The organism is Paraburkholderia madseniana (genome assembly GCF_009690905.1).
In the GTDB taxonomy this organism is placed as follows: Bacteria; Pseudomonadota; Gammaproteobacteria; order Burkholderiales; family Burkholderiaceae; genus Paraburkholderia; species Paraburkholderia madseniana.
The window spans coordinates 1-24,965 of sequence record NZ_VOSW01000120.1; the positions used below are offsets into that span (position 1 = coordinate 1).

At 61.3% G+C, this 24,965-nt stretch carries 23 protein-coding genes and 2 pseudogenes; 10 read left to right on the top strand and 15 right to left on the bottom strand.

Annotation, left to right across the window (positions count from 1 at the left end; all coding sequences use genetic code 11):
- Positions 1-82 precede the first annotated feature (82 nt).
- A complete protein-coding gene (locus tag FSO04_RS38965; protein ID WP_233465172.1) occupies positions 83-1,516 on the top strand; it encodes an MFS transporter in 1,434 nt (477 codons plus the stop codon).
- A gap of 211 nt (positions 1,517-1,727) precedes the next feature.
- Here FSO04_RS38965 and FSO04_RS38970 read toward each other — a convergent pair whose 3' ends face one another.
- The 5 genes from FSO04_RS38970 to FSO04_RS38990 all read right to left on the bottom strand — a co-directional run bounded on the left by FSO04_RS38970 (position 1,728) and on the right by FSO04_RS38990 (position 4,006).
- A complete protein-coding gene (locus FSO04_RS38970) occupies positions 1,728-2,000 on the bottom strand; it encodes a hypothetical protein (protein WP_154566769.1) in 273 nt (90 codons plus the stop codon).
- Positions 2,001-2,064: 64 nt separating this feature from the next.
- Positions 2,065-2,496 (bottom strand): DoxX family protein, encoded by a 432-nt coding sequence (locus tag FSO04_RS38975; RefSeq protein WP_154566770.1) that lies wholly within the window; start codon positions 2,494-2,496, stop codon positions 2,065-2,067.
- 253 nt (positions 2,497-2,749) lie between these two features.
- Complete coding sequence (locus tag FSO04_RS38980; protein ID WP_168435985.1) at positions 2,750-3,214, bottom strand: RbsD/FucU family protein; 465 nt, start codon at positions 3,212-3,214, stop codon at positions 2,750-2,752.
- A gap of 133 nt (positions 3,215-3,347) precedes the next feature.
- Complete coding sequence (locus FSO04_RS38985; RefSeq protein ID WP_154566771.1) at positions 3,348-3,608, bottom strand: hypothetical protein; 261 nt, start codon at positions 3,606-3,608, stop codon at positions 3,348-3,350.
- A 29-nt stretch (positions 3,609-3,637) separates the two neighbouring features.
- Positions 3,638-4,006 (bottom strand): nuclear transport factor 2 family protein, encoded by a 369-nt coding sequence (locus FSO04_RS38990; RefSeq protein WP_054039068.1) that lies wholly within the window; start codon positions 4,004-4,006, stop codon positions 3,638-3,640.
- A 293-nt stretch (positions 4,007-4,299) separates the two neighbouring features.
- Between FSO04_RS38990 and FSO04_RS38995 the strand changes: the two genes are divergently transcribed.
- From FSO04_RS38995 to flhC, 7 genes and pseudogenes are all read left to right on the top strand, one after another.
- A complete protein-coding gene (locus FSO04_RS38995; protein WP_154566785.1) occupies positions 4,300-4,671 on the top strand; it encodes a type II toxin-antitoxin system RelE/ParE family toxin in 372 nt (123 codons plus the stop codon).
- On the top strand, positions 4,668-4,970 hold the full coding sequence (locus FSO04_RS39000; protein WP_054039070.1) for an addiction module antidote protein: 303 nt from the start codon (positions 4,668-4,670) through the stop codon (positions 4,968-4,970). The genes FSO04_RS38995 and FSO04_RS39000 overlap by 4 nt, the downstream gene beginning before the upstream one ends.
- A gap of 176 nt (positions 4,971-5,146) precedes the next feature.
- Positions 5,147-6,025 carry a helix-turn-helix domain-containing protein gene (locus FSO04_RS39005; protein ID WP_154566772.1) on the top strand — a complete coding sequence of 293 codons (879 nt, stop codon included), beginning with the start codon at positions 5,147-5,149 and terminating at the stop codon, positions 6,023-6,025.
- Positions 6,026-6,118: 93 nt separating this feature from the next.
- Positions 6,119-6,649 carry a GNAT family N-acetyltransferase gene (locus FSO04_RS39010; protein ID WP_154566773.1) on the top strand — a complete coding sequence of 177 codons (531 nt, stop codon included), beginning with the start codon at positions 6,119-6,121 and terminating at the stop codon, positions 6,647-6,649.
- A gap of 34 nt (positions 6,650-6,683) precedes the next feature.
- Positions 6,684-6,937, top strand: a pseudogene (locus tag FSO04_RS39015) (YeeE/YedE thiosulfate transporter family protein); the annotation flags it as partial.
- 490 nt (positions 6,938-7,427) lie between these two features.
- Entirely contained in the window at positions 7,428-7,748 is a 321-nt protein-coding gene (gene flhD / locus FSO04_RS39020) for a flagellar transcriptional regulator FlhD (RefSeq protein ID WP_028194930.1), read from the top strand.
- A 14-nt stretch (positions 7,749-7,762) separates the two neighbouring features.
- On the top strand, positions 7,763-8,332 hold the full coding sequence (gene flhC, locus FSO04_RS39025; RefSeq protein ID WP_054039111.1) for a flagellar transcriptional regulator FlhC: 570 nt from the start codon (positions 7,763-7,765) through the stop codon (positions 8,330-8,332).
- A gap of 167 nt (positions 8,333-8,499) precedes the next feature.
- On the opposite strand, the gene FSO04_RS39030 is transcribed toward flhC, so the two are convergent.
- From FSO04_RS39030 to FSO04_RS39075, 10 genes and pseudogenes are all read right to left on the bottom strand, one after another.
- Entirely contained in the window at positions 8,500-9,828 is a 1,329-nt protein-coding gene (locus FSO04_RS39030; protein ID WP_154566774.1) for an Nramp family divalent metal transporter, read from the bottom strand.
- Positions 9,829-9,888: 60 nt separating this feature from the next.
- Positions 9,889-11,091, bottom strand: a complete 1,203-nt coding sequence (locus tag FSO04_RS39035; RefSeq protein ID WP_154566775.1) for an acyl-CoA dehydrogenase family protein — start codon at positions 11,089-11,091, stop codon at positions 9,889-9,891.
- Positions 11,092-11,282: 191 nt separating this feature from the next.
- Positions 11,283-11,940: pseudogene (locus tag FSO04_RS39040) on the bottom strand (methionine ABC transporter permease).
- Positions 11,933-13,090, bottom strand: coding sequence for a methionine ABC transporter ATP-binding protein (locus tag FSO04_RS39045; protein WP_154566776.1), 1,158 nt, complete (start codon positions 13,088-13,090; stop codon positions 11,933-11,935). Before FSO04_RS39045 ends, FSO04_RS39040 begins: the two are co-directional and overlap by 8 nt.
- 13 nt (positions 13,091-13,103) lie before the next feature.
- On the bottom strand, positions 13,104-14,510 hold the full coding sequence (locus FSO04_RS39050; RefSeq protein WP_154566777.1) for an LLM class flavin-dependent oxidoreductase: 1,407 nt from the start codon (positions 14,508-14,510) through the stop codon (positions 13,104-13,106).
- A gap of 42 nt (positions 14,511-14,552) precedes the next feature.
- On the bottom strand, positions 14,553-15,392 hold the full coding sequence (locus FSO04_RS39055; RefSeq protein WP_154566778.1) for a MetQ/NlpA family ABC transporter substrate-binding protein: 840 nt from the start codon (positions 15,390-15,392) through the stop codon (positions 14,553-14,555).
- A gap of 383 nt (positions 15,393-15,775) precedes the next feature.
- Complete coding sequence (locus FSO04_RS39060) at positions 15,776-17,395, bottom strand: efflux transporter outer membrane subunit (RefSeq protein WP_154566779.1); 1,620 nt, start codon at positions 17,393-17,395, stop codon at positions 15,776-15,778.
- 13 nt (positions 17,396-17,408) lie between these two features.
- The gene (locus tag FSO04_RS39065) at positions 17,409-20,594 is read right to left on the bottom strand and encodes an efflux RND transporter permease subunit (protein WP_154566780.1); all 3,186 of its coding nucleotides are present in this window, start codon (positions 20,592-20,594) and stop codon (positions 17,409-17,411) included.
- Positions 20,595-20,668: 74 nt separating this feature from the next.
- Positions 20,669-21,880, bottom strand: a complete 1,212-nt coding sequence (locus FSO04_RS39070; protein WP_154566781.1) for an efflux RND transporter periplasmic adaptor subunit — start codon at positions 21,878-21,880, stop codon at positions 20,669-20,671.
- Positions 21,881-21,925: 45 nt separating this feature from the next.
- Entirely contained in the window at positions 21,926-22,780 is an 855-nt protein-coding gene (locus tag FSO04_RS39075) for an alpha/beta hydrolase (RefSeq protein WP_093634909.1), read from the bottom strand.
- 174 nt (positions 22,781-22,954) lie between these two features.
- On the opposite strand from FSO04_RS39075, the gene FSO04_RS39080 reads away from it, so the two are divergent.
- Together FSO04_RS39080 and FSO04_RS39085 are read left to right on the top strand one after the other, a co-directional pair.
- Positions 22,955-23,959, top strand: a complete 1,005-nt coding sequence (locus tag FSO04_RS39080; protein WP_154566782.1) for a LysR family transcriptional regulator — start codon at positions 22,955-22,957, stop codon at positions 23,957-23,959.
- Between the two features lie 223 nt (positions 23,960-24,182).
- Complete coding sequence (locus FSO04_RS39085) at positions 24,183-24,491, top strand: DUF4148 domain-containing protein (protein ID WP_154566783.1); 309 nt, start codon at positions 24,183-24,185, stop codon at positions 24,489-24,491.
- The last annotated feature ends 474 nt before the right edge of the window (positions 24,492-24,965 follow it).

The window sequence follows — 24,965 nt, forward strand, 5'->3', positions numbered from 1 at the left end:
CCGCCTCCCACGTACCCTCGTTTGCTCCCTGCTCCCCCGCGACCACCGAGCTCTACCCTCTCTCCGTCGTCGGCAGCGTCAGATGTGTATAAGAGACAGGTACACACTCGCGTTCGCCGTGCTGATGCTTGCGGCGGGCGCGCTCGGGGACCGGCTCGGCACACGGCGCATGTACGCGGCCGGCATCGTGCTCTTTGCACTCGCGTCGCTCGCCTGCGGATTGGCGCTCGATGCCACGATGCTGGTCGCGGCGCGCGCTGTGCAGGGCATCGGTGCGGCCGCCATGCTGCCGAACTCGCTGGCGCTGCTCAATCAGTCATACGGCCGCGATCCGAAGCTCCGTGCGCGCGCAGTCGGACTGTGGACCGCCGCGGGCGCGATTTCGATCGCGGCCGGACCGGTGGTCGGTGGCGTGCTGATCGCGGCATTCGGCTGGCGCAGTATCTTTCTCGTCAATCTGCCGATTTGCGTAGCCGGTTTGCTGGCGACCTGGTTCTGGGTGCCTCGCCCTGAATCCGCACAGAAAAGCGCGCAGCGAGCGGCCGCGACTACGGTTCCCGCTCCGGCCACGACTGGGCGTGAGACGGCGATGAAGACAGGCACTGGGGCTGGAGTTGGGAATGCGGCTGCTGTTGCGACTAAAGGTACAGCATCGGCATCGGATAAAACCGAAGCAATCCCACGCGGCATCGATCTGAGCGGTCAGACACTTGCGATCGTCGCGCTCACCGCCTTCGTCGCCGCTGTGATCGAACTGCGGCCGCTCGGGCTAAGCCATCCTCTGGTAGCCGGCGGGTTCATACTCGCGCTCATCGCGACCGGCGCTTTTATCGCAGTGGAATCGCGCGTCGCGGCACCCATGCTGCCGCTCTCGCTATTCAGCAAGTGCACCTTCAATGCCGCGGTGCTGTTCGGCATCTGCGTGAATCTGACGTACTACGGCATGGTGTTCGTGTTAAGCCTGTATTTGCAGCGCGTACGCGGCTATACCCCGCTGCAGGCGGGCCTCGCGTTCCTGCCGTTGACGGGCGGTTATCTGCTCTCGAACGTGGCAAGCGGCTGGGTCGTCGGACGCTTTGGCGTACGTGTGCCGATGATCGCCGGCGCAATCACTGCGGGGCTCGGCTACGGCCTGCTGCATTTCGTCGATGCGTCTACGCCGCTCGTCGGTTTGCTGCTGCCGTTCCTGCTGATTCCCTCGGGGATGGGCCTCGCGGTTCCGGCGATGACGACCGCCGTGCTGGCCTCCGTCGAAGCGAAGCGCGCGGGCACTGCGTCCGCTGTGCTGAATACGGCCCGGCAAGCAGGTGGCGCAGTGGGTGTAGCCGCTTTTGGCGCGTTGGCGAGCGGTGCGGCTGCCACGCAGATCGTTTCGGGGATGCAGGCCGCGACGGCCATCTCGGTCGGTCTACTGGTGCTCGGTGGAGTAATGGGTTGCCTCGTGCATCCGGAGCCGCACGCGTCGGCCTCGAAACCCTACAAGACTGGTCCTGGGCAAGTTGGTGAACCGCGTTGAGTGTCTCATCGCTTTGCCCGGCGCGAGCCGGCGAATTGGCAAATCGATGAATCGGCAAACCCGCAAACTGGCGAGTCGCACTTAGCGTCTCGCCGCTTCACCGGAAGCGCAAAAAAATGACCCCCGCGATGCTTACACACCGCAGGAGTCTTCTTTCCGCGCTTATACGGCACCAGCAGGCGCGCTACAACGCGCACTGCCGCCGCGTGACTTACAGCGGCGCTTCCTGAATCACGCCCGTGTCGATCGCGCGCTCGATCAGCCCTTCGTTTTGCGCCTTGGTGATCGCGTCGGCGATCAATTTTTCCGGCTGTTCGATTTCGGCCTTGATCGTGCCAATAAGACCGGATGCATCCAGAACCACCAATGTTTTCGCCGAATCGGCAAGGCTGATGATGACGCGATGCGGCGTAGGCCCTTCGCCGAGACTTGCGCACAACTGCGTGACCTTGCCGCCAATGGTTTGCTCAAAACTTTGAATCATTATTTGCTCCCTTGATTACAGCCACAATCAAAAGCGACCTGCACAGACTACCTCAATTGCGTGATCAGAGATTCAGCCCGCCGCGTGGCGAGCGCGCGCCGTCGATACTGATTCGGCCCGCTCCGGTCACGAACAGCAGCAGGAAACCACCAGCGATACCGATGTTTTTCCAGAAGTGAATCACCATATCGCGTTGCAAAGCGGGATCGGTAACATTCCAGAAATCGTGGCCCAGCACCGCGGCCGCCACGGTATAGACGGCCAGGACGAGCGCGAGCGGCCGGATCTTGAAGCCGACGATCAGCAGCAGGCCACCGAGCGCCTCGACCGCTGTTGCAATCGGTGCGGCGACCTGGACGAGCGGCACACCCTTCGAATTCAGATAGCCGACAAAACCCGCATAGCCCAGCAGTTTCATCACACCGCCCCATAAAAACAGCACGGCAAGGGCAACACGCGCGATGAGGATGACGCCGGAATCGACGGGACGCGTCATGAGGGGCTCCTGTAAATGAATAAGCAGCAGACCCGGCCAGACGGCCGCAGTTCCCCACTTTGCACCTGAGAATAGGTGCGCTGCCCGCCTTTTCCAAGCGTGGGCCGGCACGAACAGCGTAATCCGCGCCGTCTCAAGGGAAGGAAAAAGGTGTCCCAGCGCCCAGCACGTGCCCGATCGTGCACGCCACGGACTGTATCGCCGCCGCGCCTAAGCGCGGGGATAAGATGGGTGTCGTCGCCGTCGTGAAGTGCTATTGCTGCGGCGCATCCGGCGCGAGCAAAACACCCTTCGTAAAAACGAAGCAGCCGTAACCGCGCTCTTCGCCGGTAGCGATCACGCAATAGGCCTTGCGCGCCCGCTCATAGAAAGCGAAACGTTCGACCGAAGCAAACGGCACCTCGCGCCCTTCCGCCGCATTGATTTCGATCTGCACTTCGCGCTGAACGGCTGGAATCGTATTCGGCTCGCCGACCACTTCCATGCGCGACGCAGGGCGCTCGATGAATGTATCCAGCGGCATCACCGACAGAATCGCGCGAATGGCACGCGGTGCGTTCACGCCATCGAGGCGCAGTAGCTTGCCCAACACCGTCTCCTGCGCGACGGATGCGCCCGGAAAGTTGGCGTCGCAAACCACCAGTTCGTCGCCATGCCCCATCGAGCGTAGCGCATGCAGCACATCGGCATTCAGCAGCGGGTCCAGATTCTTCAGCACGGTGTCTCCTTGAGGTTCGATTGGCGGCCAGCTACCCGGGTCCGAGCGGATTGCCCTTGTGGCTGCCCTTGTGGCGCGTCGCGATCGATTGTAGCAAGACCGTGGCGCACGGTCCGTTACCTGCGGCTCCCCATCAATCCGCCTTTCTACACGATGCGGCGAGCGGCATTCCGCGACACCGCCACCGCAGCCATCCGACCAAGGCGAGCAGCACGAGACCCGCGCCACCCAGCACCGGCTCGCGCCAGGCCAGCAACGCAGCGAAGGTGAACGCGCGCGTGCCGGCCAGCAGAGCGAAGCCGGCGATCGCGCTGGAGAGCGCGTCGACAACGCCCGACAGGCGCGCGACCGTGAGGACAGTACCGGGAGCCGTGACGGCAACGGACTCGTGCATGATCGTCTCCGTGAAAAAACTGCGTGTGGTCAGGTAGCGGCAGGGACCTGGTCGAGGAAACCGGTCACCGCCTGCAGGCGACCGTGCGTGTCGAGCACGCCGAAGTCGGATCCCTTGACGATCGCCTCGCCGGCCGGCGTGGTGAGTGCCCACGAAAAGCGCAGGCGGTTGGCGAAACCGTCGACTTCCGTCGTGCGGTGAAACGTGTGATGCGGGAAGCGTTCATGCACCGCACGGATCATCGCGTCGATGCCGTCATGGCCTGCGCCTGCCAGCAGCGGATCGCGATAGTCGGCATCGGCAGTCCATGTCGCGGCGATCAGTTCGCGGCGGCGTACTGCATCGGTTTCATTCCATGCGTCGAAGTAACGGTCGATCAGATCGGTATGCGCATTCATCTCAGACTCCTTGATTGGCATGACTGAGCACTACGCTCGGCAGACACGGTGTATGCGGCGGGCTCGGAGTGAAGATTGACGGCTCGAGCGCAGCGCGTCGATTACGTGGGAGGTAAGCATCGGGATGCACCGGCGTGAAGAACCGCGCTTTTTTGCCCACCGGATTGGCCATTCGGCCGAATCGTCACCGGCTGCGTCAGCCGCTAACCTCATGGCGGAATTGGGGGCCGCGCAGTGTCGACTCGCGGCATGTGACGAACTGAATGGGCGCGGACACAAGCCGCTTTTTTAATATGGTTTTCACACTTGCAAGACCGTATCCAACAGGATACACTCATCAACAAATCGGTTCACCGCCTGTGTACACGGTCAAGCGCACCGAGGAATTCGACCACTGGCTTGCCGGCCTCTCAGACTTGAGGGCGAGAGCCAAAATCCTGGTGCGGGTCCGGCGTGCTGAGCGAGGTCATTTCGGCGACGTCAAGCTGCTGGAAGACGGTGTGTCCGAGATGCGCATCGATTGCGGGCCCGGCTATCGGGTCTACTTCGCGCACGAAGGGCGCATGGTGTTTCTGCTGCTCTGCGGTGGCGATAAATCCACGCAGCCAGCCGACATCAGGCATGCCAAATCAATGTGGGCAGACATCAGAAAGGAACTGTCATGAGCAAAGTCAAAACCGCACGGTTCGACGCATCGCATTACCTCGATAGCGAAGAGATGATCGCCGAGTATCTCAACGCAGCGCTGGAAGAAGGCGACGCCGACCTCCTCCTCGCCGCGATCGCCGACATCGCAAAAGCACGCGGCATTGCGAAGGTCGCGGCGGACGCTGGACTCGGGCGCGAAAGCCTCTATAAAACACTCGCGCCCGGCTCCAAACCGCGCATGGACACGGTGTTCAAACTGCTGCGCGCGCTGGGCGTCAAACTCAACGCCGTGCCGGAAGGCGTGGCGCCCGCCTGATTCGCGCCTGGCGTGTTGTCGCTTGGGGTAACGCCCTGAATGCGCTGCATATTCGTAGGTGCTCCTACGCTCTCTCGGATATTCCAGGGTATTGCCGGGCATTCCTGGGCATTCCCGGGTATTCCATTACCTGTCAGGTAATGGATCGCTAACGCGCTTTGGCTATCATCGGCAACATGAACACACTCTCTCTTGCACAAACCATCCCGTCGAACAGGTCGACGGCAAGCCGCACGGTCGGCGATCTGCTGCGCGAATGGCGGCAGCGGCGAAGAATGAGCCAGTTGCTGCTCGCCGCTGAAGCCGATATTTCAACGCGGCATCTGAGCTTCGTCGAATCGGGCCGCGCGGTGCCCAGCCGGGAAATGGTCATGCACCTCGCCGAGCGGCTCGACGTGCCACTGCGCGCGCGCAATGCGCTGCTGATTGCGGCGGGTTATGCACCGCTGTTCCGCGAACGCCCTTTGACGGACCCGCAGTTAGCCGCCGCACGCGAGGCAGTTGAGTTGGTGCTCAAAGGTCACGAGCCGTATCCGGCTCTCGCGATCGACCGTCACTGGACCATCATTGCCGCGAACAATGCGCTTGCGCCGCTGCTTGCAGGCGCAAGCCCGGCGCTTCTGAAACCGCCGGTCAATGCGATGAGACTGAGCTTGCATCCGGAGGGCATCGCAGCGTCGATCGTCAACTGGCATGCCTGGCGCGCGCACGCGCTGTCCCGACTCCAGCGCCAGATCGACGTGAGCGGCGACGACACGTTGAGCGCACTGCGCGACGAACTCGCTGCATACCCCGCTCCGCCCGGCGCGGAAGCGGCCGACCACGACGACACCGCGGGTAATCAGATCGCCGTGCCGCTGCGTTTGCGCACACCGATCGGCGTGCTGTCGTTCTTCAGCACGACCACGGTATTCGGCACACCGGTAGATGTCACACTGTCGGAGCTTGCTATTGAAGCGTTCTTTCCCGCCGATCAGGAAACCGCGGCGGCGTTGCGCGAGTTTGCCGCGAGCCAACGTGCCGAAGGCCAAAAAACTGAAGCCGTGAAGCCATAGCAGCACCGCTGAACCGCAGAAACCCGAAGAGCAGCATCGAAAGCAGAGTTGTTCCCGCTTGCAGCACCATTCAAACCACACGGAGAGACACACTTGATCAACAGCGCCCTATTGGTCCGCCAACTCGGTCCGGCCGACCGCGACGCCTACTTTGAGCTTCGCCTGCGCGGACTGAAGGCGCATCCGGAGTCGTTCGGGCAAAGCTACGAGGAAGCGGTGGCCAAGGGCGCGGCGCGGCACGACGCGATGTTGCAGGGCACGCGCGCAGCCGAAGGCGACTTTTTGCTCGGTGCTTATGAATCGGCCAATGCCCCCTTAATCGGCGTGGTCGGATTGCTGCGTAACCAGAGCGACAAGGAACGGCACAAGGCTTCCGTCGTCGGTATGTACGTCGCGCCGGAAGCTGCGGGTCGCGGAGTCGGGCGCGCCTTGCTTAATGAGTTGCTGGCGCGAGCGGCACAGGTAGAAGGTCTACGGCAAATCCAGTTGATGGTGAGTAGCCGCAACGAGGCGGCGCGCAAACTCTACGAGTCGCTTGGCTTTCGCAAATATGGTTGCGAGGTCGACGCGTTGAACGTCGGCGGGGTGTTTCACGATGCCGATCTGATGGCGCGCTTCATGTAACAGCTATTGGGCGCCAATCCTGCTCCCGGGGCGCCCGGTCCGCTCGCTGGTCGCGGCAGTAGTCAGCGGCCTGATGCTGGGCTACGGAGCCCGTCTGGCCTACGGTTGTAACATCGGCGCCTATTTCAGCGGCATCGTGTCAGGCAGCTTGCACGGTTGGCTGTGACTGGTCGCCGCTTACGCCGGCAACGACTCGGCACCCGCCTGCGCCCGGCGTTCGGCCTCGAAGTCGAACGGGTCCGCGCAAACGGTTGCTGGAAGTTACAAATGCGCCCCGTTTGTAACTAGGGCTGCACCAACCTGTTACACATCTGATTTGTCCCCACAGCAGCGCCAATGAGCGGTATTTATTACTTTCAATTGGGCTCGCTTTCTATTTCCTTTCTGATTCAGTCCTGATTTTTCGGTTCTCGACCGGGTACACGCCATTGCTCAGATGAATAACGCTAAGGCCCACCACACAAGGGTTTTCATGGATCAGACAAAATTCCAAGGCAACAAAAAACCTGCTAAGCATCGTCTATTACAGGACTGTGAAAGACTTACCGAAATTTGATGTATCTTTTTGAGATATTTTTTTGAGAAGGGATTGATTTCTTGTTTTGCCCTTCATACAATTCGTCCCAAGCTGTTACGAAATGTAACGCGATGTATCAAAAAGTCGCGAGCTGTATCAGGTAGTGACATGTAGCCGGAGGACAACGTTTCCGGTGAGGCACAAAAGACATAACGGCAAAAAAAGCCGACATAGTAATTCGGGGCTTCGGAAACACAGAAAATGGACCGTAGCAGCGAGACGCTGGATTCAATCCGCGAGATCAACTTGTCTTACATCATGCTCGCGCAACGTATGTTGCGTGAGGACAAACCGGTCGGCATGTTCCGACTGGGACTGTCGTCGGAACTGGCTGATTTGCTTGCCGGGCTGTCGCTCGCGCAGATCGTCAAGCTGGCCGCTTCCGATCAGCTTTTGTGCTTCTTCCGCTTCAACGACCACTCGATGTTGTCGGCGTTGACGCAAACGACGAAGCATGCGGCAGTTGCACCGACTCACGCGGCGATCCTGCTTGCAGGCCAGCCTGCTGAGCAATTTGCTTAATCGAGGTGACCGCGATGCTCAAGCGTAGCCTGACGGAAGACGCACAAGAAGTATTCCGTGCCATCGCGCTGATTGAACTCGGCGCGCGCATGCAGGTGCTCGAAAGCGAGTTGACGCTTTCGCGCGACCGCATGATCCGCCTGTACCGCGAGGTCAAAGGTGTGTCGCCGCCCAAGGGTATGCTGCCTTTCTCGGCGGACTGGTACATGACGTGGCTGGCGAACATCCACGCGTCGTTGTTCTACAACACGTACCTGTTCCTGAAGAACGAAGCGCGTTGCTCGCACCTGGATGCGCTGACCAAGGGGTATCGGCTGTATCTGGAACATTGCCAGCACAGCGACTCCGAACCGGTGCTGGATCTCACGCGGGCATGGACGCTGGTGCGTTTCTTCGACGCCGACATCCTGCAGTTGACCAAATGCTGCCGTTGCACCGGCAAGTTCGTCGCGCACAAGCACGATCTGCAACACAACGTGGTGTGTGGCGCCTGCCAGCCGCCATCGCGCGCCGGCAAGACCAAGAAGGCCGCCGCCGCTCGTCAGGAAGCGCTCGAAGCAGCGCAGATTGCGCAAGCCGCCTGAGTTAAGTGGAATCGATGAGGGCCGGTCCAGCCTGATTCGAACCGAAGCACCTTGGAAAAAGTCCGCCATCCCGCGGACTTTTTTTTGTGTGGTTCTCGCCCTGACACGGGACACCTCACATCTAACACCCGACGCCAGGCGCTACCCCGCTACCTCCCGCTGCCGCATTAGTCCACCAGCCCTACCGTCTGCACCACCAGCCACAGGTTCGCCGCACTGATCACCACGAACAGCGACCAGGCGAGAAACCGCGTCGGAAGTCTGTTGGCAAATTCGCCCATCAGCGAACGATCGTTGGTCATGCGAATCAGCGGATAGAGCGCGAACGGCAGTTGCAGGCTCAACACGACCTGGCTTGCGACCAGCAGCTTGCCGACTGCGCCGTTGCCCATCATCTGCACGCCGATCAGCGCCGGAATCAAGGCGAGCGCCCGCGTAATGAAGCGCCGTTGCCAGCACGGAATTTTCAGCTTCAGGAAGCCTTCCATGATGACCTGCCCCGCCACGGTGCCGGTAAAGGTCGAACTTTGCCCCGACGCCAGCAGTGTGATCGCGAACAGCACCGCCGCGAAACCGGTGCCGACAATCGGCGCCAGCAGTTTGTACGCGTCTTCGATTTCGGTGACCTGATTGTGGCCGGTCGCGTGGAACGCCGCGGCCGCGAGAATCAGGATCGCCATGTTGATCAGCAGCGCAATTATCAGCGAGACGATCGTATCGATGCGCGACATGCCGATCGCCGACCGGATGCTGGCCGAATCGCGTTTAACCGCGCGGGTCTGCACGATCGACGAATGCAGATAGAGGTTGTGCGGCATCACAGTCGCACCGAGAATGCCGATCGCCAGATACATCGGTTCGCGGCTGCCGAGTGCCTGCCACGAAGGAATCAGTCCTTGCGTGACGGACGGCCAATGCGGCTTCACCAGTGCCAACTCGATGATGTAGCCGACGCCGATCGTCGCGATCAACCCGAGCATGATCGCTTCAAGGTCGCGGAAATTCTTGCCCTTCAGGCCGAGCACGATCAGCGTATCGAACGCGGTCAGCAACACGCCGGTGGTTAGCGAACATTTGAAGAGCAGATGGAAAGCCAGCGCGCCGCCGAGCACTTCGGCCAGATCGCAGGCCACGATCGACAGCTCCGCAAGCAGCCACTGAAAGCGCGCCACACCTGGTGAATAACGCAGTCTCGACAATTCCGCCAAGTCCCGGCCGGTGGCGATGCCGAGGCGCATGCTCAGACATTGCAGAGCCATCGCTGCAAGACTCGACAGCATGACGACGAACAGCAGGCTGTAGCCGTAACGCGAACCCGCTTCGATATCGGTGGCCCAGTTGCCGGGGTCCATGTAGCCGATCGAAATCAGCAGACCGGGCCCGGCGAATTGCAGGATCTTTTTCCAGAACGGCGCGCCTTGCGTGACGGCGACCGTGCCTTGCACCTCGGATGGGCAAAACGGCGCCGTTGCGGTGGTCGGTAATTTGAACTGCAAGCCAGTGGTCTCTTGAAGGGGATAAACCGCGACGCCTCATGCAGGCTGCCGCGAACCGCCTCAAGTGTACAAAGAAACTTCCGGCAATGTCCCGCTTAACGCATAACGGCCGACGTCGCGTACGCGATAGTCGAGTGGATCGTGCAGCGTATGCACGCGAGCGTTGCGCCAGAAGCGGTCGAGTGCGAGCGGCGCGTGTGTGGCGCGCGCGCCGCAGGCATCGAACAGTTTTTCGCTGACGTCGAGCGCGGCGCGGTGCGCGACGATTTTCGCCTCCGAGGTGGCGAGCGCCACCTGCGCACGGGTTTCGGCGTCCAGAGACGGGCCTTGTTGCCATGCGTCCTCGAGCGCGTAGGCGGCACGCACAGCCAGCGCTTCCGCGCTCACCGCCTGCAGACGCATCTCACCGAAGCGCTGGATCAGGTAGGGATCGTCGGTGGCTTTTTCGACGCCCGAGGATATCCACGGTTTGCCGTACTGTGTGACGTACGCGCGTGCTTCTTCGAGCGCGCCCTGCGCGATGCCGACGAACAGATTGATCAGCACCTGCTGCGAAATCAGTGTGCGCAGGCTCGCGTATGAGGTGTCGGCCCGCTCCAGCACCTCGTGCGGTTCAACCTTGACTTGCACAAAGGAGACGCTGCCGCTATCGGTTTGCCGCTGACCGATCGGATTCCAGTCTTCGTGAACGGTAATGCCTTCACGCGTGGTCGGCACCACCGCGAACACCGCTTTGCCGGTAACCGGATCGTGCCCGGAAACCGTCATCATGTGCGAGCCGCGCGTGCCCGAACAAAATCCTTTCTGCCCATCTAAAAGATAGCCACCGTCGCTGGTTGCGCTTGCAACGAGTCGCGTGTCGAGCGGATTGACCGCATTACCCCACCACCAGCGCTCTTCCACGGTGCCGCCCAGATAGCGGGCGCGTTGTTCCGGGTTGCCCCATACATTGACACTGACCACCTGCAGGCACGTGAAGCCCAGCAGATGCGCCAGCGCACTGTCGACTCGCGCGATCTGGCGGATCGTCTCGTAGATCTCGGGCCAGCGCGTGCCGGAACCGCCGAATTCACGCGGTACGGCGAGCGTGAGCAGTCCCGCATCGGCAATCCATTGTTTTTCCCGCGCGGCGTGGCCGCCGTCGCGATCGCGCTGAGCCGCGCTGGCACGCAACGCGTCGAGCAAGCCGGTAAGATCGCGCACCACAGGCGCAGCGCCGGTTTGCAGCGGTTGCAGTGCCTCGGGATGTCGAGGTTCGTTCATGCAATGTCCACGTGAAGAAGTTTGGCGAGCGACACGCTGCTTATCCGCGCGGCCGGTTTGCATTCGATCGGGTGAGCCGGAGTCTCGCTGCGCCCAGCGTCGTAAATAGCATGATAGACGGTGACGTCGCCGCTGAAAACGTGGGCCGCAAGCGCGTATTCGTTATGCAAATAGCGGTCGAAAGACGACGATCATGCGCGTTGCGCAAGCCGTCGCACGAAACGATCGCCGACGAACTGCACCGCCGTCACGATCACGATCAGCAACACGATCACCGTCACCATCACGGTAGTATCGAAACGCTGATAGCCGTAGCGGATCGCCAGATCGCCGAGACCACCGGCGCCCACCGCGCCCGCCATGGCCGAGGAACCGATCATCGCCACCACGGTGATCGTGAAACCGCCGAGAATGCCCGGCAGCGCTTCAGGCAGCAGCACATGCCAGATGATATGCCGGCGCTGCGCGCCCATTGCCTGCGCGGCTTCGATCAAACCGCGGTCCACTTCGCGCAAGCTGACTTCGGCCACACGCGCAAAAAAGAGGAATCGCCGCGATACTGAGCGGCACGATGGCAGCCCATACGCCGATCGTCGTGCCGATCAGCACACGTGTGAGCGGCAACAGCGCGACCAGCAAAATAATGAACGGCGTGGAGCGGAACGCATTGACGAGCGCGCCGAGCGTGCTGTTCACCACACGCTTTTCAAAGATGCCGCCGCGCGTTGTGGTGACCAGCACCAGCGCGAGCGGAATGCCGACCAGCGCCGCGACGAAGGCCGATACGCCGACCATGACGACGGTGTCGCGAATGGCATCGGCGAGTTCCGAGAGCCAGAGATCAGACATAGCCCAGCACCTCGACATGATTGGCATAGTGCCGCGCACGTTCGAGCAGCGTCGCGATCTGCGTTTGCACCGTGCCGTCCGCGTTCGCGCGCACTTCTGCCGACACCACCAGACGCCCTTGCGCATGCCCCTGAATCCGGTCGATGCCGCCATGCACGAAACTCACGCGGCCACCTTCAATGCTCAATGCAGACGTCAACCCACCCAGGTCAGGCTCACGTGCATCGCTGCCGGTGAAGCGCACGTCGAGCAGAATCTGCGCATCCGCGTGCGCGATCTCGTGCAACGGTTTGACGCGCGCGGCGAGATCCGCAGGCAGATCATGCACCAGGGTCCGCAGCAACGCGCGCGTCGCATCGTGCTGCGGGTCGCCGAATACACGCCACACTGGACCCGTCTCCACCACTTCACCACGCTCGATCACGGCCACCGTATCGCAGACCTCGCGAATGACCTGCATCTCGTGCGTAATCAACACGATGGTCAGATTGAGCCGCTGATTGATATCGCGCAGCAACGCGAGAATGGCTTGCGTCGTTTCAGGATCGAGTGCGGACGTTGCTTCGTCGCACAGCAGAATGTCCGGGGCGGTCACAAGGGCGCGCGCGATCCCGACGCGCTGCTTCTGACCGCCGGACAAACTCGCCGGATAAGCGTCGCGCTTGGTCGATAGGCCGACCAGTTCGAGCAAGGTGTCGACCTTTTTGTCGATCGCCGCTTTAGGCGCACCAGCGATTTTTAACGGCAACGCAATGTTTTCGTGCACCGTTTTAGCGGAGAGCAAATTGAAATGCTGGAACACCATGCCGATACGCCGCCGCAGCGTGACCAGCCCGCGTTCGTCGAGCTCGCCGACACTCACGTCATTCACGCGCACGGCGCCGGAACTCGGCTTTTCCAGACCATTGACGAGCCGCAGCAGGGTCGATTTACCTGCGCCGCTTCGCCCGATGATGCCGAACACTTCACCGCGCGCCACGTTCAGCGTGACGTTCGCCAGCGCCGCAGTCGACACACCGCGCGTGTTGGCGAACACCTTGCCCACGTCGTCGAATACGACGACTTCTTGCGCGGCATCGGCCGCATCAAGATTCAAGGCGACGGACGGTGCGTCTTCAATGAATTGCGGCACGTCGAAAAGATGAGCCATGGCTTCGTTCCTCTCAGGCGTCCACGGTGGATCGCGCGCCGGTTTGCGCGCGACGGCGATGCTGCGCGCCGGCATGCACCTCAGGCAGTCGCGCCCGGCCGCCGCCAAATAGCTTTTCGCGCAACGTCGGCGCCGGGTCGTAATCTTCCTTGTAGACGCCGCGATTCTGCAATTCCGGCACCACCAGATCGACGAAGTCTTCGAACGATTCGGGCATGACAGTGCGCGTCAGATTGAATCCGTCGACGCCCGCCTCTTCTATCCACGACACCAGCTCGTCCGCGATCTGCTGCGGTGACCCGACTACGGGCTTCGCGCGGCCGCCGAGCGTCATCTGTTCGAGCACTTTGCGTTTGGTCCATACGCCACTCACGCTCTTCTTCGAAATCGCTTCAACGGCAGATTGCATCGATTCGGTCTTCACATACGAAATCGGTTCATCCAGTTCGTACTGCGAGAAGTCGATGCCGGTCGAACTGGAGAAATGCGCGATACCGCCCTCGGCGCTCGCATAACGCCGGTACTCTTCGAATTTCTCCTGCGCGGCGCGTTCTGTTTCGCCGACTACAACGGTGATGCCGGCAAAGATCTTGATATCGTCCGGCGCGCGGCCGAAGCTGACCGCCCGTGCACGAATGTCGTCGACAATGGAACGCGTGAGCTGCTTGTTCTGGCCACCGACAAACACGCATTCCGCGTGACGCGCCGCGAAATCGACGCCCCGGCTCGACGAACCCGCCTGATACAGCACCGGCGTGCGTTGCGGCGATGGCTCGCTCAAATGAATGGCGTCGATCGAATAGTACGGACCGTCGTGTTTCACGCGATGCACTTTGTCAGGGTGCGAGAAGATGCGTGCCTCGCGATCGCGCACTACCGCGTCGTCCTCCCAGCTTTGCTCCCATAGCTTGTAGACCACGTCCATGTAATCGTCCGCGCGGTCGTAACGGTCGTCGTGGCTGATCTGTTGTGCGAGACCCATGCCGCGCGCGGCACTGTCCAGATAGCCCGTCACGATGTTCCAGCCCACCCGACCCTTAGTCAAATGATCCAGCGTCGACATGCGGCGCGCGAACAGGTACGGCGGCTCGTAAGTCAGATTCGACGTGACGCCGAAGCCGATATGCTTCGTCACGTGTGCCATCGCGGGCACAATCAGCGATGGATCGTTGATCGGAATCTGCACCGATTCACGCAACGAGGTTTCCGGACCGCCCTGATAAACGTCGTATACGCCGACGATATCCGCGAGAAAGATCCCGTCGAACTTGCCGCGCTCGAGCGTTTGCGCGAGGCTCGTCCAGTAGTCGAGGTCGGTGTAGTGCGCCGAACGGTCGCGCGGATGCGTCCACAAACCATGATTGATGTGACCGACCGCATTCATGTTGAACGCGTTCAGCAGGATCTTTTTCTTCGCCATCGTGCGGCTCCTTGCTGGTTGCAACGTTGCTAGCGGCGTGCCTTACCAGGCGACGGCGTAGAGGCTGCCGAAGGCTTTGTCGAGCGCAGCGCGCACAGCGGGCGAATGCTGATAGATCGAGATGAACTTGCGGATACGCGGATCATTTGCGCTTTCCGGACGCACGACCCACTGGATCGCGTAGTTCTTGTTTTCCAGGCCGTCGAACAACAATGCGCTGTTCGGATCGGTAGTGCCCGCGAGCTTGATGAAGCTCGGGTAGCCTTGCGCGAGATCGACGTCGTCGAGCGAACGGGCCAATTGCGAGGCTTCGAGCTGAACGATCTTCAGGTGCTTCGGGTTGTCGATGATGTCTAGCGTCGTGGCGCGATAATCGATGCCCGGCGTCAGTTTGATGAGACCGGCGCGTTGCAGCAACAACAGACCACGACCGCCGTTGACCGGATCGTTAGCGATGGCAACGGTGGCGCCGTCTTTCAATTCATCGAAGCGTTTGATCTTTTTCGAATACAGGCCGATCTTCATGATCGTGCCCGGGGCGATTGCGACGAAGTTATAACCACCCTGCTTCTTTGCGTTCTCGAGAAACGGGATGTGCTGGAAATAGTTGACGTCGATATCCTTGTTGGCGAGCGCCGCGTTCGGCGTATTCCAGTCGGTAAACTCGATGATCTTCACGTCAAGCCCTTGCTCCTTCGCTTCGCGCGCGGCGACTTTGAGCGCCTCGATTTGCGGGCTGGTGGCGATGCCGATTTTCAGCGTGGGCGTGTCTGCCGCGAACGCGGGCGAAGCGGACAACGCCAGCGCGAGGCCGAACGCGCCGAGGAACGTCAGCGTCCGCGCCTTGAAAAAACGCCGTGCAGTGGTCAGAGAAATGCGCATGGTGAACTCGTTAGGATAGGGGCGTGGTGTGTTTCGAGGCGAGCCGATTCCACGACATGCGGGCAGGCGTGCCGGAATCGGTCGGACAACAGAAATCTGCAGCGCGCGGTTTAACCGGCGTGCGGCAGCGATAGAACGCGTGAGCGGGTCAGCGCGGACAGCGGCAGGTCGGACAGGTCATCGCCTCTCTCCAGATGAGGTGCGAATCATCATAGACGGCGGGAAACCGGTGGTCTACGAACGGATTTTTGGAAGGAAAGCGGGAAAAATGATTTGGGGCTCGCCCCATGGAGCTGGCGCAACACGTCACCAAAGAAAAAACGCCGGGCCACGCTTTAGCGCAACCCGGCGTTCTTCACCAGCCAACAAACTAAAAACAAACCTCAGCGCTTCGCCACCTGTTCCGCCGACACAGAGGCAGAAGCAGACGCAGCAACCGGACCCGAAGCCGGCGCAACCGCCCCCACCGTCTCGTCGCCCGCAGGCTTCACATCACCCCAGCCGCCACCCAGCGCGCGAATCAGGTTAACCGTCGCCACCGCCTGCGTGCCCGACAGATGGCTCGCCTGTAGCTGCGATGTCAGCACCTGCCGCTCGCCGTCGATCACATCCAGATAGCTGACCGCGCCTTCCGTGTACTGCGTGCGCGACAGATGCGCCGCGCGTTGCGAGGCCACGACCGCATCGTTCTGCTCGCGCATCTGATCGTCGAGCAAACGCAGATCGGCCAGGTTGTCCTCGGCCTCACGGAACGCCACCAGCACCTGTTGACGATACTGCGCGACATCTTCGTCGTACTTCGAGCGAGCTTGCGCGAGGTTTGCCTTGCGGCGGCCACCGTCGAACAAAGGCAACGTTAGCGCGGTACCGGCGAATGGCCCGAGAATAAACGCGCGGCTCGACCACTTGAACAGATCGCCCAGCGTCGCCGATTCAAAACCAGCCGCACCCGTGATATCGAGCTTCGGGAAGAACGCCGACTTCGCCAGACCGACCCGCGCATTCGCCGCCATCATCGCCCGTTCCGCCGCCGAAATGTCCGGCCGACGTTCGAGCAGCGCCGAAGGCAAACCTGGCGGCACGCGCACCGTCACCGGCACGAGCGGTGCCTCCGCGAACGAGAAATCGGCCGGCGGCTTGCCGAGCAGAATCGCCAGACTGTGCTCGGAGGCCGCGCGCTGACGCGCCACGCCCACTGCATCGGCACGCGCACTCGCCAGTTCGTTGCGAGAACGCGAAACATCCAGCTCACCGATATCGCCTTCCCTGAAACGGCGCTCGACCAGCTTCAGCGTGTCCTCGCGCAACGCCACGGTACGGCGGTACAGATCCTGATCCGTGTCGAGCTCGCGCAACTGGAAGTAGTTCTGCGCAACGTCGGCTTGCAACGACAACTGTACCGACCGGAACAATGCTTCACTTTGCTGCTCGTCCGCACGCGATGCATTCACGTTCGAACCGACTCGCCCGAACAGATCGGTTTCATACGATGCGCCAACCTGCGCACGCCAGATCGTGCCGTTCGTCCCGCCCGCGCTATCCGGCTGAAACTGCGAGGCCGCCGATGCCCGTTCACGCGTCGGACCAAAGCCCGCGTCGAACTTCGGGAACCAGTCCGACTTCGCCGCCTGTGTCACCGCACGCGCCTGTTGCACACGCGCCGCAGCGGCCTTCAGGTCCTGATTCGCAGCAGCAGCCTGCTCTTCCAGCGCGTTGAGTTGCGGGTCGCCGAAGATTGTCCACCATTCGCCGCGATGCGCGTCGTCGGCGGGCTGAGCCTGCTTCCAGGTGCCCGTGTCCTGCGGCGATGCGGCGGACGTAGCCGATGTAGCCGAAGCACCGGACGCAGCCGATGCAGCAGTCGGCGTTTCCTTGAACGCAGCCGGCGTATCCACCTCCGGCCGCTTATACGTGGGCTCCACGGAGCAGGCCGCGAGCAACGCCAGCAGCAAACCGCTGGCAGCCGCTCTGCCCCACCCGCTTAAAGATTCAAAACGCTTCATTATTATTTTCTCCTCAGGCGTCCGTCACCGGCGCCCCAAGGTGCGGCGCGTCTTTCTGCGCGACGTGAATCGTCCCGCCCGCCAGCGTACGCAGCACCACATAGAACACAGGGGTCAGCATCAGGCCGAACAGCGTCACGCCGAGCATGCCGAAGAACACTGCGATACCCATCGCATGACGCATCTCCGAACCCGCTCCACTCGAGAGCACGAGCGGCACCACACCCATGATGAAAGCGATCGACGTCATCAGAATCGGACGCAGACGCAAGCGGCTCGCCTCGATCGCCGCCGCCAGCGGGGTACGCCCGTCATGTTCGAGTTCGCGAGCGAACTCGACGATCAGAATCGCGTTCTTCGCCGACAGCCCCACCAGCACCATCAAACCGATCTGCGTGAAGATGTTGTTGTCGCCACCGGTGAGCCACACACCGGTTAGCGCGGACAGCACGCTCATCGGCACGATCAGGATCACCGCGAGCGGCAGCGTCAGGCTTTCATACAACGCGGCCAGCACGAGGAACACGAGCAGCACGCTGATCGGGAACACCCACAGGCCCGCATTGCCGGCGATGATCTGCTGATACGTCAGGTCGGTCCATTCGAGCTTCACGCCGTGCGGCAAGGTTTCCGCTGCCACGCGTTCGGCCGCGGCTTGCGCCTGGCCCGACGAGAAGCCCGGCGCCGGACCACCGTTGATATCGGCAGCCGTATAGCCGTTGTAGCGCACCACCATTTCCGGACCATACGTCGGCGTCACCGTCACCAGCGACGACAACGGCACCATGTCACCGGCAGCATTGCGCGTCTTCAATTGCAGGATGTCGTCAGCACGTTGACGGAACGGCGCGTCAGCCTGCACCCGCACCTGATACACACGGCCGAAGCGGTTGAAGTCGTTCACATACAGCGAGCCCAGATAGATCTGCATCGTGTTGAACACGTCCGTGACCGGCACGCCGAGTTGCTTGGCTTTCACGCGATCCAGGTCGACGTTCAATTGCGGCACGTTGATCTGATAGCTCGAGAACGTCGGTCCGAGTTCAGGCGTTTGCGCTGCCTTCTTCACGAATGCCTCCGCTGCCTTGTTCAGTTCCGCGTAACCCACCGCGCCGTGATCCTCCAACTGCATCTTGAAACCGCCCAGCGTACCCAAACCAAGCACAGGTGGTGGCGGGAACACCGCGACGAACGAATCCTTGATCGCGCCGTACTGGTGGTTCAACGCACCGGCAATCGCACCGGCCGAGAGTTTCTTGTCGCCACGTTCCTTGAAAGGCTTCAACGTGACGAACACGATGCCCGCGCTCGAACTATTGGTGAAGCCGTTCACCGACAAGCCCGGGAATGCCACCGCGCTTTCCACGCCCGGCTGCTTCAGGGCGATCGCGCTCATGTCCCGGATCACCTTTTCCGTGCGATCCAGCGATGCGCCGTTCGGCAGTTGCGCAAACGCAATCAGGTATTCCTTGTCCTGCGCCGGCACGAAACCGCCCGGCACGACGCGCGAGATCAGCACCGTTGCGCCCAGCAGGATCGCGTAGACCGCGAGCATTGCACCTTTACGGCCCAGCACGCCTCTCACGCCACGGCCGTACTCCGTCGAGCCGCGATGGAACACCTTGTTGAAGCCCTTGAAGAAGCGACCCAGCACGCGGTTCATCACACGCGTCAGGAAGTCTTCCTTGGCGCCGTGGCCACGCAACAGCATCGCGGACAAAGCCGGCGACAAAGTCAGCGAGTTGAACGCCGAGATCACCGTCGAGATCGCGATGGTCATCGCGAACTGCTTGTAGAACTGGCCCGTCAGGCCGGTCATGAAAGCAAGCGGCACGAACACGGCAACCAGCGTCAGCGCGATGGCGATAATCGGCCCGCTCACTTCCTGCATGGCCTTATAAGTCGCATCGCGCGCACTGAGCCCGCTTTCGATGTTCCGCTCGACGTTCTCCACCACCACGATCGCGTCATCCACCACGATCCCGATGGCCAGCACCATCCCGAACAACGACAACGCATTGATCGAGAAGCCGAACGCCAACAGCAGCGAGAACGTACCCACAATCGACACCGGTACCGCAATCAACGGAATGATCGACGCCCGCCACGTCTGCAGGAACACGATCACCACGATCACCACCAGCGCGATCGCTTCGAGCAGCGTGTGAATCACCGCCTCGATACTCGAGCGCACGAATTGCGTCGGGTCATAGACGATCTTGTATTCGACGCCTGCCGGCATGTCTTCCGCCAGTTCCTTCATCGCGGAACGAACCTGGTCGGAAATCGCGAGCGAGTTCGCGCCCGGCGCCTGGTTGATAGCGAGCGCCACCGCGGGCTTGTTGTCGAGCAGCGAACGCAGGCCGTATTCCGACGCCGCCAGTTCGACCCGTGCGATATCCCGCAGGTACGTCACGCCGCCATCCGGCGCGGTTTTGACGATGATGTCGCCGAATTCGCCCTCAGTCTTCAAACGGCCACGCGCATTCACCGACAACTGCAGTTGCGTGCCCGGCACCGAAGGCGATGCGCCGATCACACCGGCTGCCACCTGAATGTTCTGCTCGCGGATCGCGTTGACCACTTCGGTCGCGGTCAAACCACGCTGTGCAACTTTCTGCGGATCGAGCCAGACGCGCATCGCGTAGTCGCCCGAACCCCACAACTGCACTTCGCCGACGCCCTGAATCCGCGCCAAGCGGTCCTTGACGTTGAGCAACGCGTAGTTGCGCAGGTACGTCATGTCGTAGCGATTGTTCGGCGAGATCAGGTGGACCACCATCGTCAGCGTCGGCGAGCTCTTGATGGTCGTGATGCCAAGCCGTTGCACGTCTTCCGGCAGGCGCGGCAGCGCCTGGTTGACGCGGTTCTGCACAAGTTGCGTCGCCAGGTCCGGATTGGTGCCGAGCTTGAAGGTCACCGTCAGCGTGAGATTGCCGTCGCTATTGGCTTGCGACTGCATGTACAGCATGTTCTCGACGCCGTTGATCTGCTCTTCAAGCGGCGCCGCAACGGCCTCCGCGATCACTTTCGGATTGGCGCCCGGATATTGCGCGTGCACCACCACCGAAGGCGGCACGACTTCCGGGTACTCCGAAATCGGCAGCTTGAAGAGCGAAATGATGCCCCCCAGCAGGATCAATACCGATAACACACCGGCAAAGATCGGTCGATCGATGAAGAATTTGGATATGTTCATGGGAAGCTCTTAACGTTGGAGCATGCGCCCGCTACGGCCAGTCAACATGACTGGGCAAGCGCGGCGCACGGGGCTCACGAATTCTTGTCCGCTGCTTTTGCCCGCGTCTGCGCAAGCGGCGCGCTGTTCGGATCCTGATCGGTGGTCATCGGCACCATGTGAGCGCGCACTGCATCGCCCGGACGCACCCGCTGGACGCCGTTCACGACGATCCGGTCGGTTGCCTGCAAACCGCCCTTGACGACGCGCAGGTTGCCCTGCATGCCGCCCACTGCGATTTCCCGGTACACGACGTGGTTGCTCTGGTCGACCACCAGCACGAACTTCTTGTCCTGATCGGTGCCCACTGCGGCGTCGTCGATCAGCAGTGCCGGATGCGGCTCGCTGCCGCCGACCTTCACGCGCGCATACAAACCTGGGATCAACGCACCGTCCTGGTTATCGAAGCGCGCACGCACCCGGATCGTGCCGGACGACGTATCCAGCCGGTTGTCGACGGATTCGATCGTCCCGCTGCGCGAGTAGCCGCTTTCATCCGCCAGCCCGAGGTCCACCGGCACCTTGCTGCCATCCTTTGCGCGGCTCAGGTACTGCAGGTAGGTCTGTTCGTCAACGTCGAACGATGCGTAGATCGGCGAAACCGACACCAGCGTGGTCAACGGCGCCGAGCTTGCGCCCGCCGACACCACGTTGCCCACCGTGATTTCCGCACGCGAGACACGGCCCGACACCGGCGCGACGATCTTCGTGTAGCCGAGATTGATACGCGCGGTTTCGACGGCGGCTTGCGCGGCCTTCAGGTTGGCGCTCGCTTCGCGCGCGGCGTTCTGCTTCTCGTCGTAGTCGCGCTTGGCGATCGCGTTGTCGGCGATCAGGCGTTGCGCGCGCTCCCAATCGCTTTGCGTATAGCCCGTACGCGCTTGCGCTGCCGCGACCTGTGCTTCGGTACGATCGACTTCAGCCGCGTACGGACGCGGATCGATCACGAACAGCGTGTCGCCCTTCTTCACGAGGGCGCCGTCCTTGAAGTTGACGGACACGATCGTGCCCGGCACTTGCGAACGGACGTCCACTTTTTCGACCGCTTCGAGGCGGCCGGAATAGCTTTGCCAGTCGGTGATGGTCTTTTGCACCACGGTGGCCACATCGACTTCCGGCACGATGGTCGGCGCAGCAGGCGAGCTCGCGTCGACGCGGATCGCGCCGAACGTGCCCAGCCCGGCCACCACGATGACAGCTAGCACGGCAATCGCCACACGGCGACGGGAAAGAGGAAGGATAGTCATGAGAAGCTCCCGGTATCGTTGATTAAAGTTTTGCTTATTGGTGTCTCAGCGATGGGCGCGTGCATCGAAGCGCCACTGAAAAAATCGCACCGCTTCCTGCAACGCGGGCGGATGGTCGGCCAACGCGGCGTGCGAGACGCTGGGATAGCGGACCACCTGGGTCAGCACACCCGCATCGATCAGCCCGCTCGCGTATTTCTCCGCTTCCACATGCAGCACGTCGTTTTGCGCCGTCGCGATCAGCGTGGCTGGCAGGCCCGCGAGGCGCGACGATTCGAGTGGCGCGGCATACGGATGCATGCGTTGCGACGCTTGCGGCAGATACGCGCGATAACACGCCGCGCATTCCTTCGCGGTAATGTCCGAGCCGAGGCGCTTTTCGTCGCCAAGGCGCGTCAGGCTCGGATCGAGCATCGGTCCGAACAGCGCTTGCGCCGCAATCCGCACGTCGCCGCGATCACGCGCGATGAAAGCGAGGCAGTTGGCCAACTGCCCGCCGGCATCGTGGCCCGCCACGCCGACCTTCTTGCTATTCCCGCCAAACGCGCGTGCTCGTGTCTGCACCCACAGCGCCGCGCGATGTGCGTCTTCAGGCGCCGCCGGAAACGGAAACTGCGGCGCCAGCGAATAACCGACCGAAACGACCAGAGCCGGTAAGTGTTCTGCGAAATAACGGGCGGCGAAGTCCGCCTGATCGATCGAGCCCTTGGTAAAACCGCCACCGTGGAAATAAAGCAGTACTGGCAGTGCGGTTTTCTGTGCCTGGCGGTACAAACGCAACGTAATGTCCTGTGCGTGCCCTTCGATCTGCACGTCAGTGACGTCGAGTGCCGTGCTGTCAGCCTGTGCCGGGCCGCTGCCGGCGGGCACAAACGAGTACGGCGGTTTAAATGCATCCATGTCGAGCCGCGCAATGCGCATAGAACTTCAATGGTGCGAATTGTGGGTTCGGCAGACTCGTAAATAAATGCCTATAATCCGGCAACACAATTCGGCGCCCCTGAACAATCGAACGCGATTGCTCTGCGGATTCGATTCCTGCTCAGTGCGCCCGCCCCTTTTAGGAGGTTTGCAATGGACCGGCTTCAGGCCATGCAAGTGTTCACGCGCGTCGTCGACACCAACAGCTTTACCCGCGCGGCGGAAACGCTCGACCTGCCACGCGCATCAGTTACCACCATCATTCAGAACCTCGAAGCGTTCCTCGGCACGCGGCTGATGCACCGGACCACGCGGCGTTTGTCGCTGACACCGGACGGCGCGGCGTATTACGAACGCTGCGTGCGCATCCTCGCGGACGTCGAAGAGACCGAGGCAAGCTTCCAGAGCGGCAATAAAAAGCCGCACGGCAAGCTGCGCATCGACATGCCGGGGTCGATCGGGCGTTTGCTGGTGATCCCTTCGCTGTGTGAATTCCACACGCGTTACCCGGACATCGACCTGCAGCTCGGATTGACGGACCGGCCCGTCGATCTGTTGCAGGAAGGCGTGGATTGCGTGGTGCGAGTGGGCGCGCTACAGGATTCCTCGCTGGTGGCGCGCCGTATCGGTTTGTTCGAGGGCGTGACATGCGCGGCCCCCAGCTACATCGAGCGTGCGGGCATGCCGACTTCGCTCGAAGACCTCGAGAATCACAAAGCAGTCAATTATTTTTCGAGCCGCACGGGGCGCACGATCGATTGGGCCTTCATGGTTGATGGCAAAGAAGTCGAAGTGAAGATGAAGAGCATTGTGTCGGTGAACGACGCCGATGCTTACGTAACGTGCGGTCTGGAAGGCTTCGGCCTGTTTCAGCCGGCGCTCTTCATGGTGCTGCCGCATCTGCGTTCGGGTCAGCTGGTTGAAGTGCTGCCGGAGCTGAAGCCTTTGCCGATGCCGATTTCCGCAGTCTATCCGCACAGTCGGCATCTGTCGCCCAAAGTCCGTGTTTTCGTAGACTGGATTGCCGAGCTGTTCGACCGCTGCCCGTTGCTCAGCGGACGCGGCAGTCTCGACGCGATGTGCACGAAGCGTACTTTCGAAGAACGCGAATCTGCTCCGATACTCGACACGCCGGTGATAACGGAGTGGGTTGCCTGATTCGCGTGAGTTGAAGTACAGAATATGGAAAAGTGAATTTCAACCGCGGCTCTAATGCCGCGGTTGCCCTGCAGTAACCCGCTAGCACGCACGTCGTCACGATTGTTCTAGATTCGCGACAATTCATTTCGCGAAAGTGCGATTTATCCGCATCACCTCGAAGTCTACATTTCACCCTGTCGCAGCGCCGCTCGCGCTGCAAACGAATCGACAGGAGTGAATCATGAAGCGCAATCTCTTAGCAGGTCTGGCTCTTTCGCTGCTTGCCAGCGCACCGGTGTTTGCTCAAAGCAACGGTGGGGGCATTGGGCATGCCGGCACTTACCAAACGTTGCCCGCGCCGACTACCGTCGGCAAAACCCGCGCTGAAGTTAACGCTGAGCTGGTCGCGGCGTATCGCGATGGTTCGTTGCCTGCGTTGAATCGTACGTCGTACCCGAATAAAGGTCTGATTGGTCAGACGCAGGCTGCGCGCATTGCATTGCAGGAAGGGACTGGTGGCGACGTTACGCGCGTCGCCAACGGGCAGTAAGGCGAATGCGCCGCGATGATTCGGTTTCCAAAAGAAATTTTCATCGCGGTGGGTTGTTTGCACTCTTTACGAAGGAGCATGTTATGACACCGTCTGAACTTGATAATTGGGATGTGGATGTGGGTGTGTGGACGCCTTATCGGGCGCCGCAGCGGTAAAGGTTTGGGTTGTGGTTTTTGCCTTCGCGGCGCTTTTTGTCAGTGTTCTTGGGGCGTTGGCCTTTCCTTGAATTGGTAGTGGTCTATTAGCGTTGCCCCTGTGCGGGGCGGCACTTACTTCTCTTTGCCGGCCGCAAAGAGAAGTAAGCAAGAGAAAGCGGCTCAAACCGCTACTACTAAGTGGGCGCCGTGGCCTGCTGCGGGTAGTGGTGCATCTGGAATCCGTGTTCTCGCACATTCCGCGCTAGTGACAAAGGACTCATTAGCTCCCACTCCGCACTACGTGCGTCGCGGACGGGTCTGCATGGGAAACCAC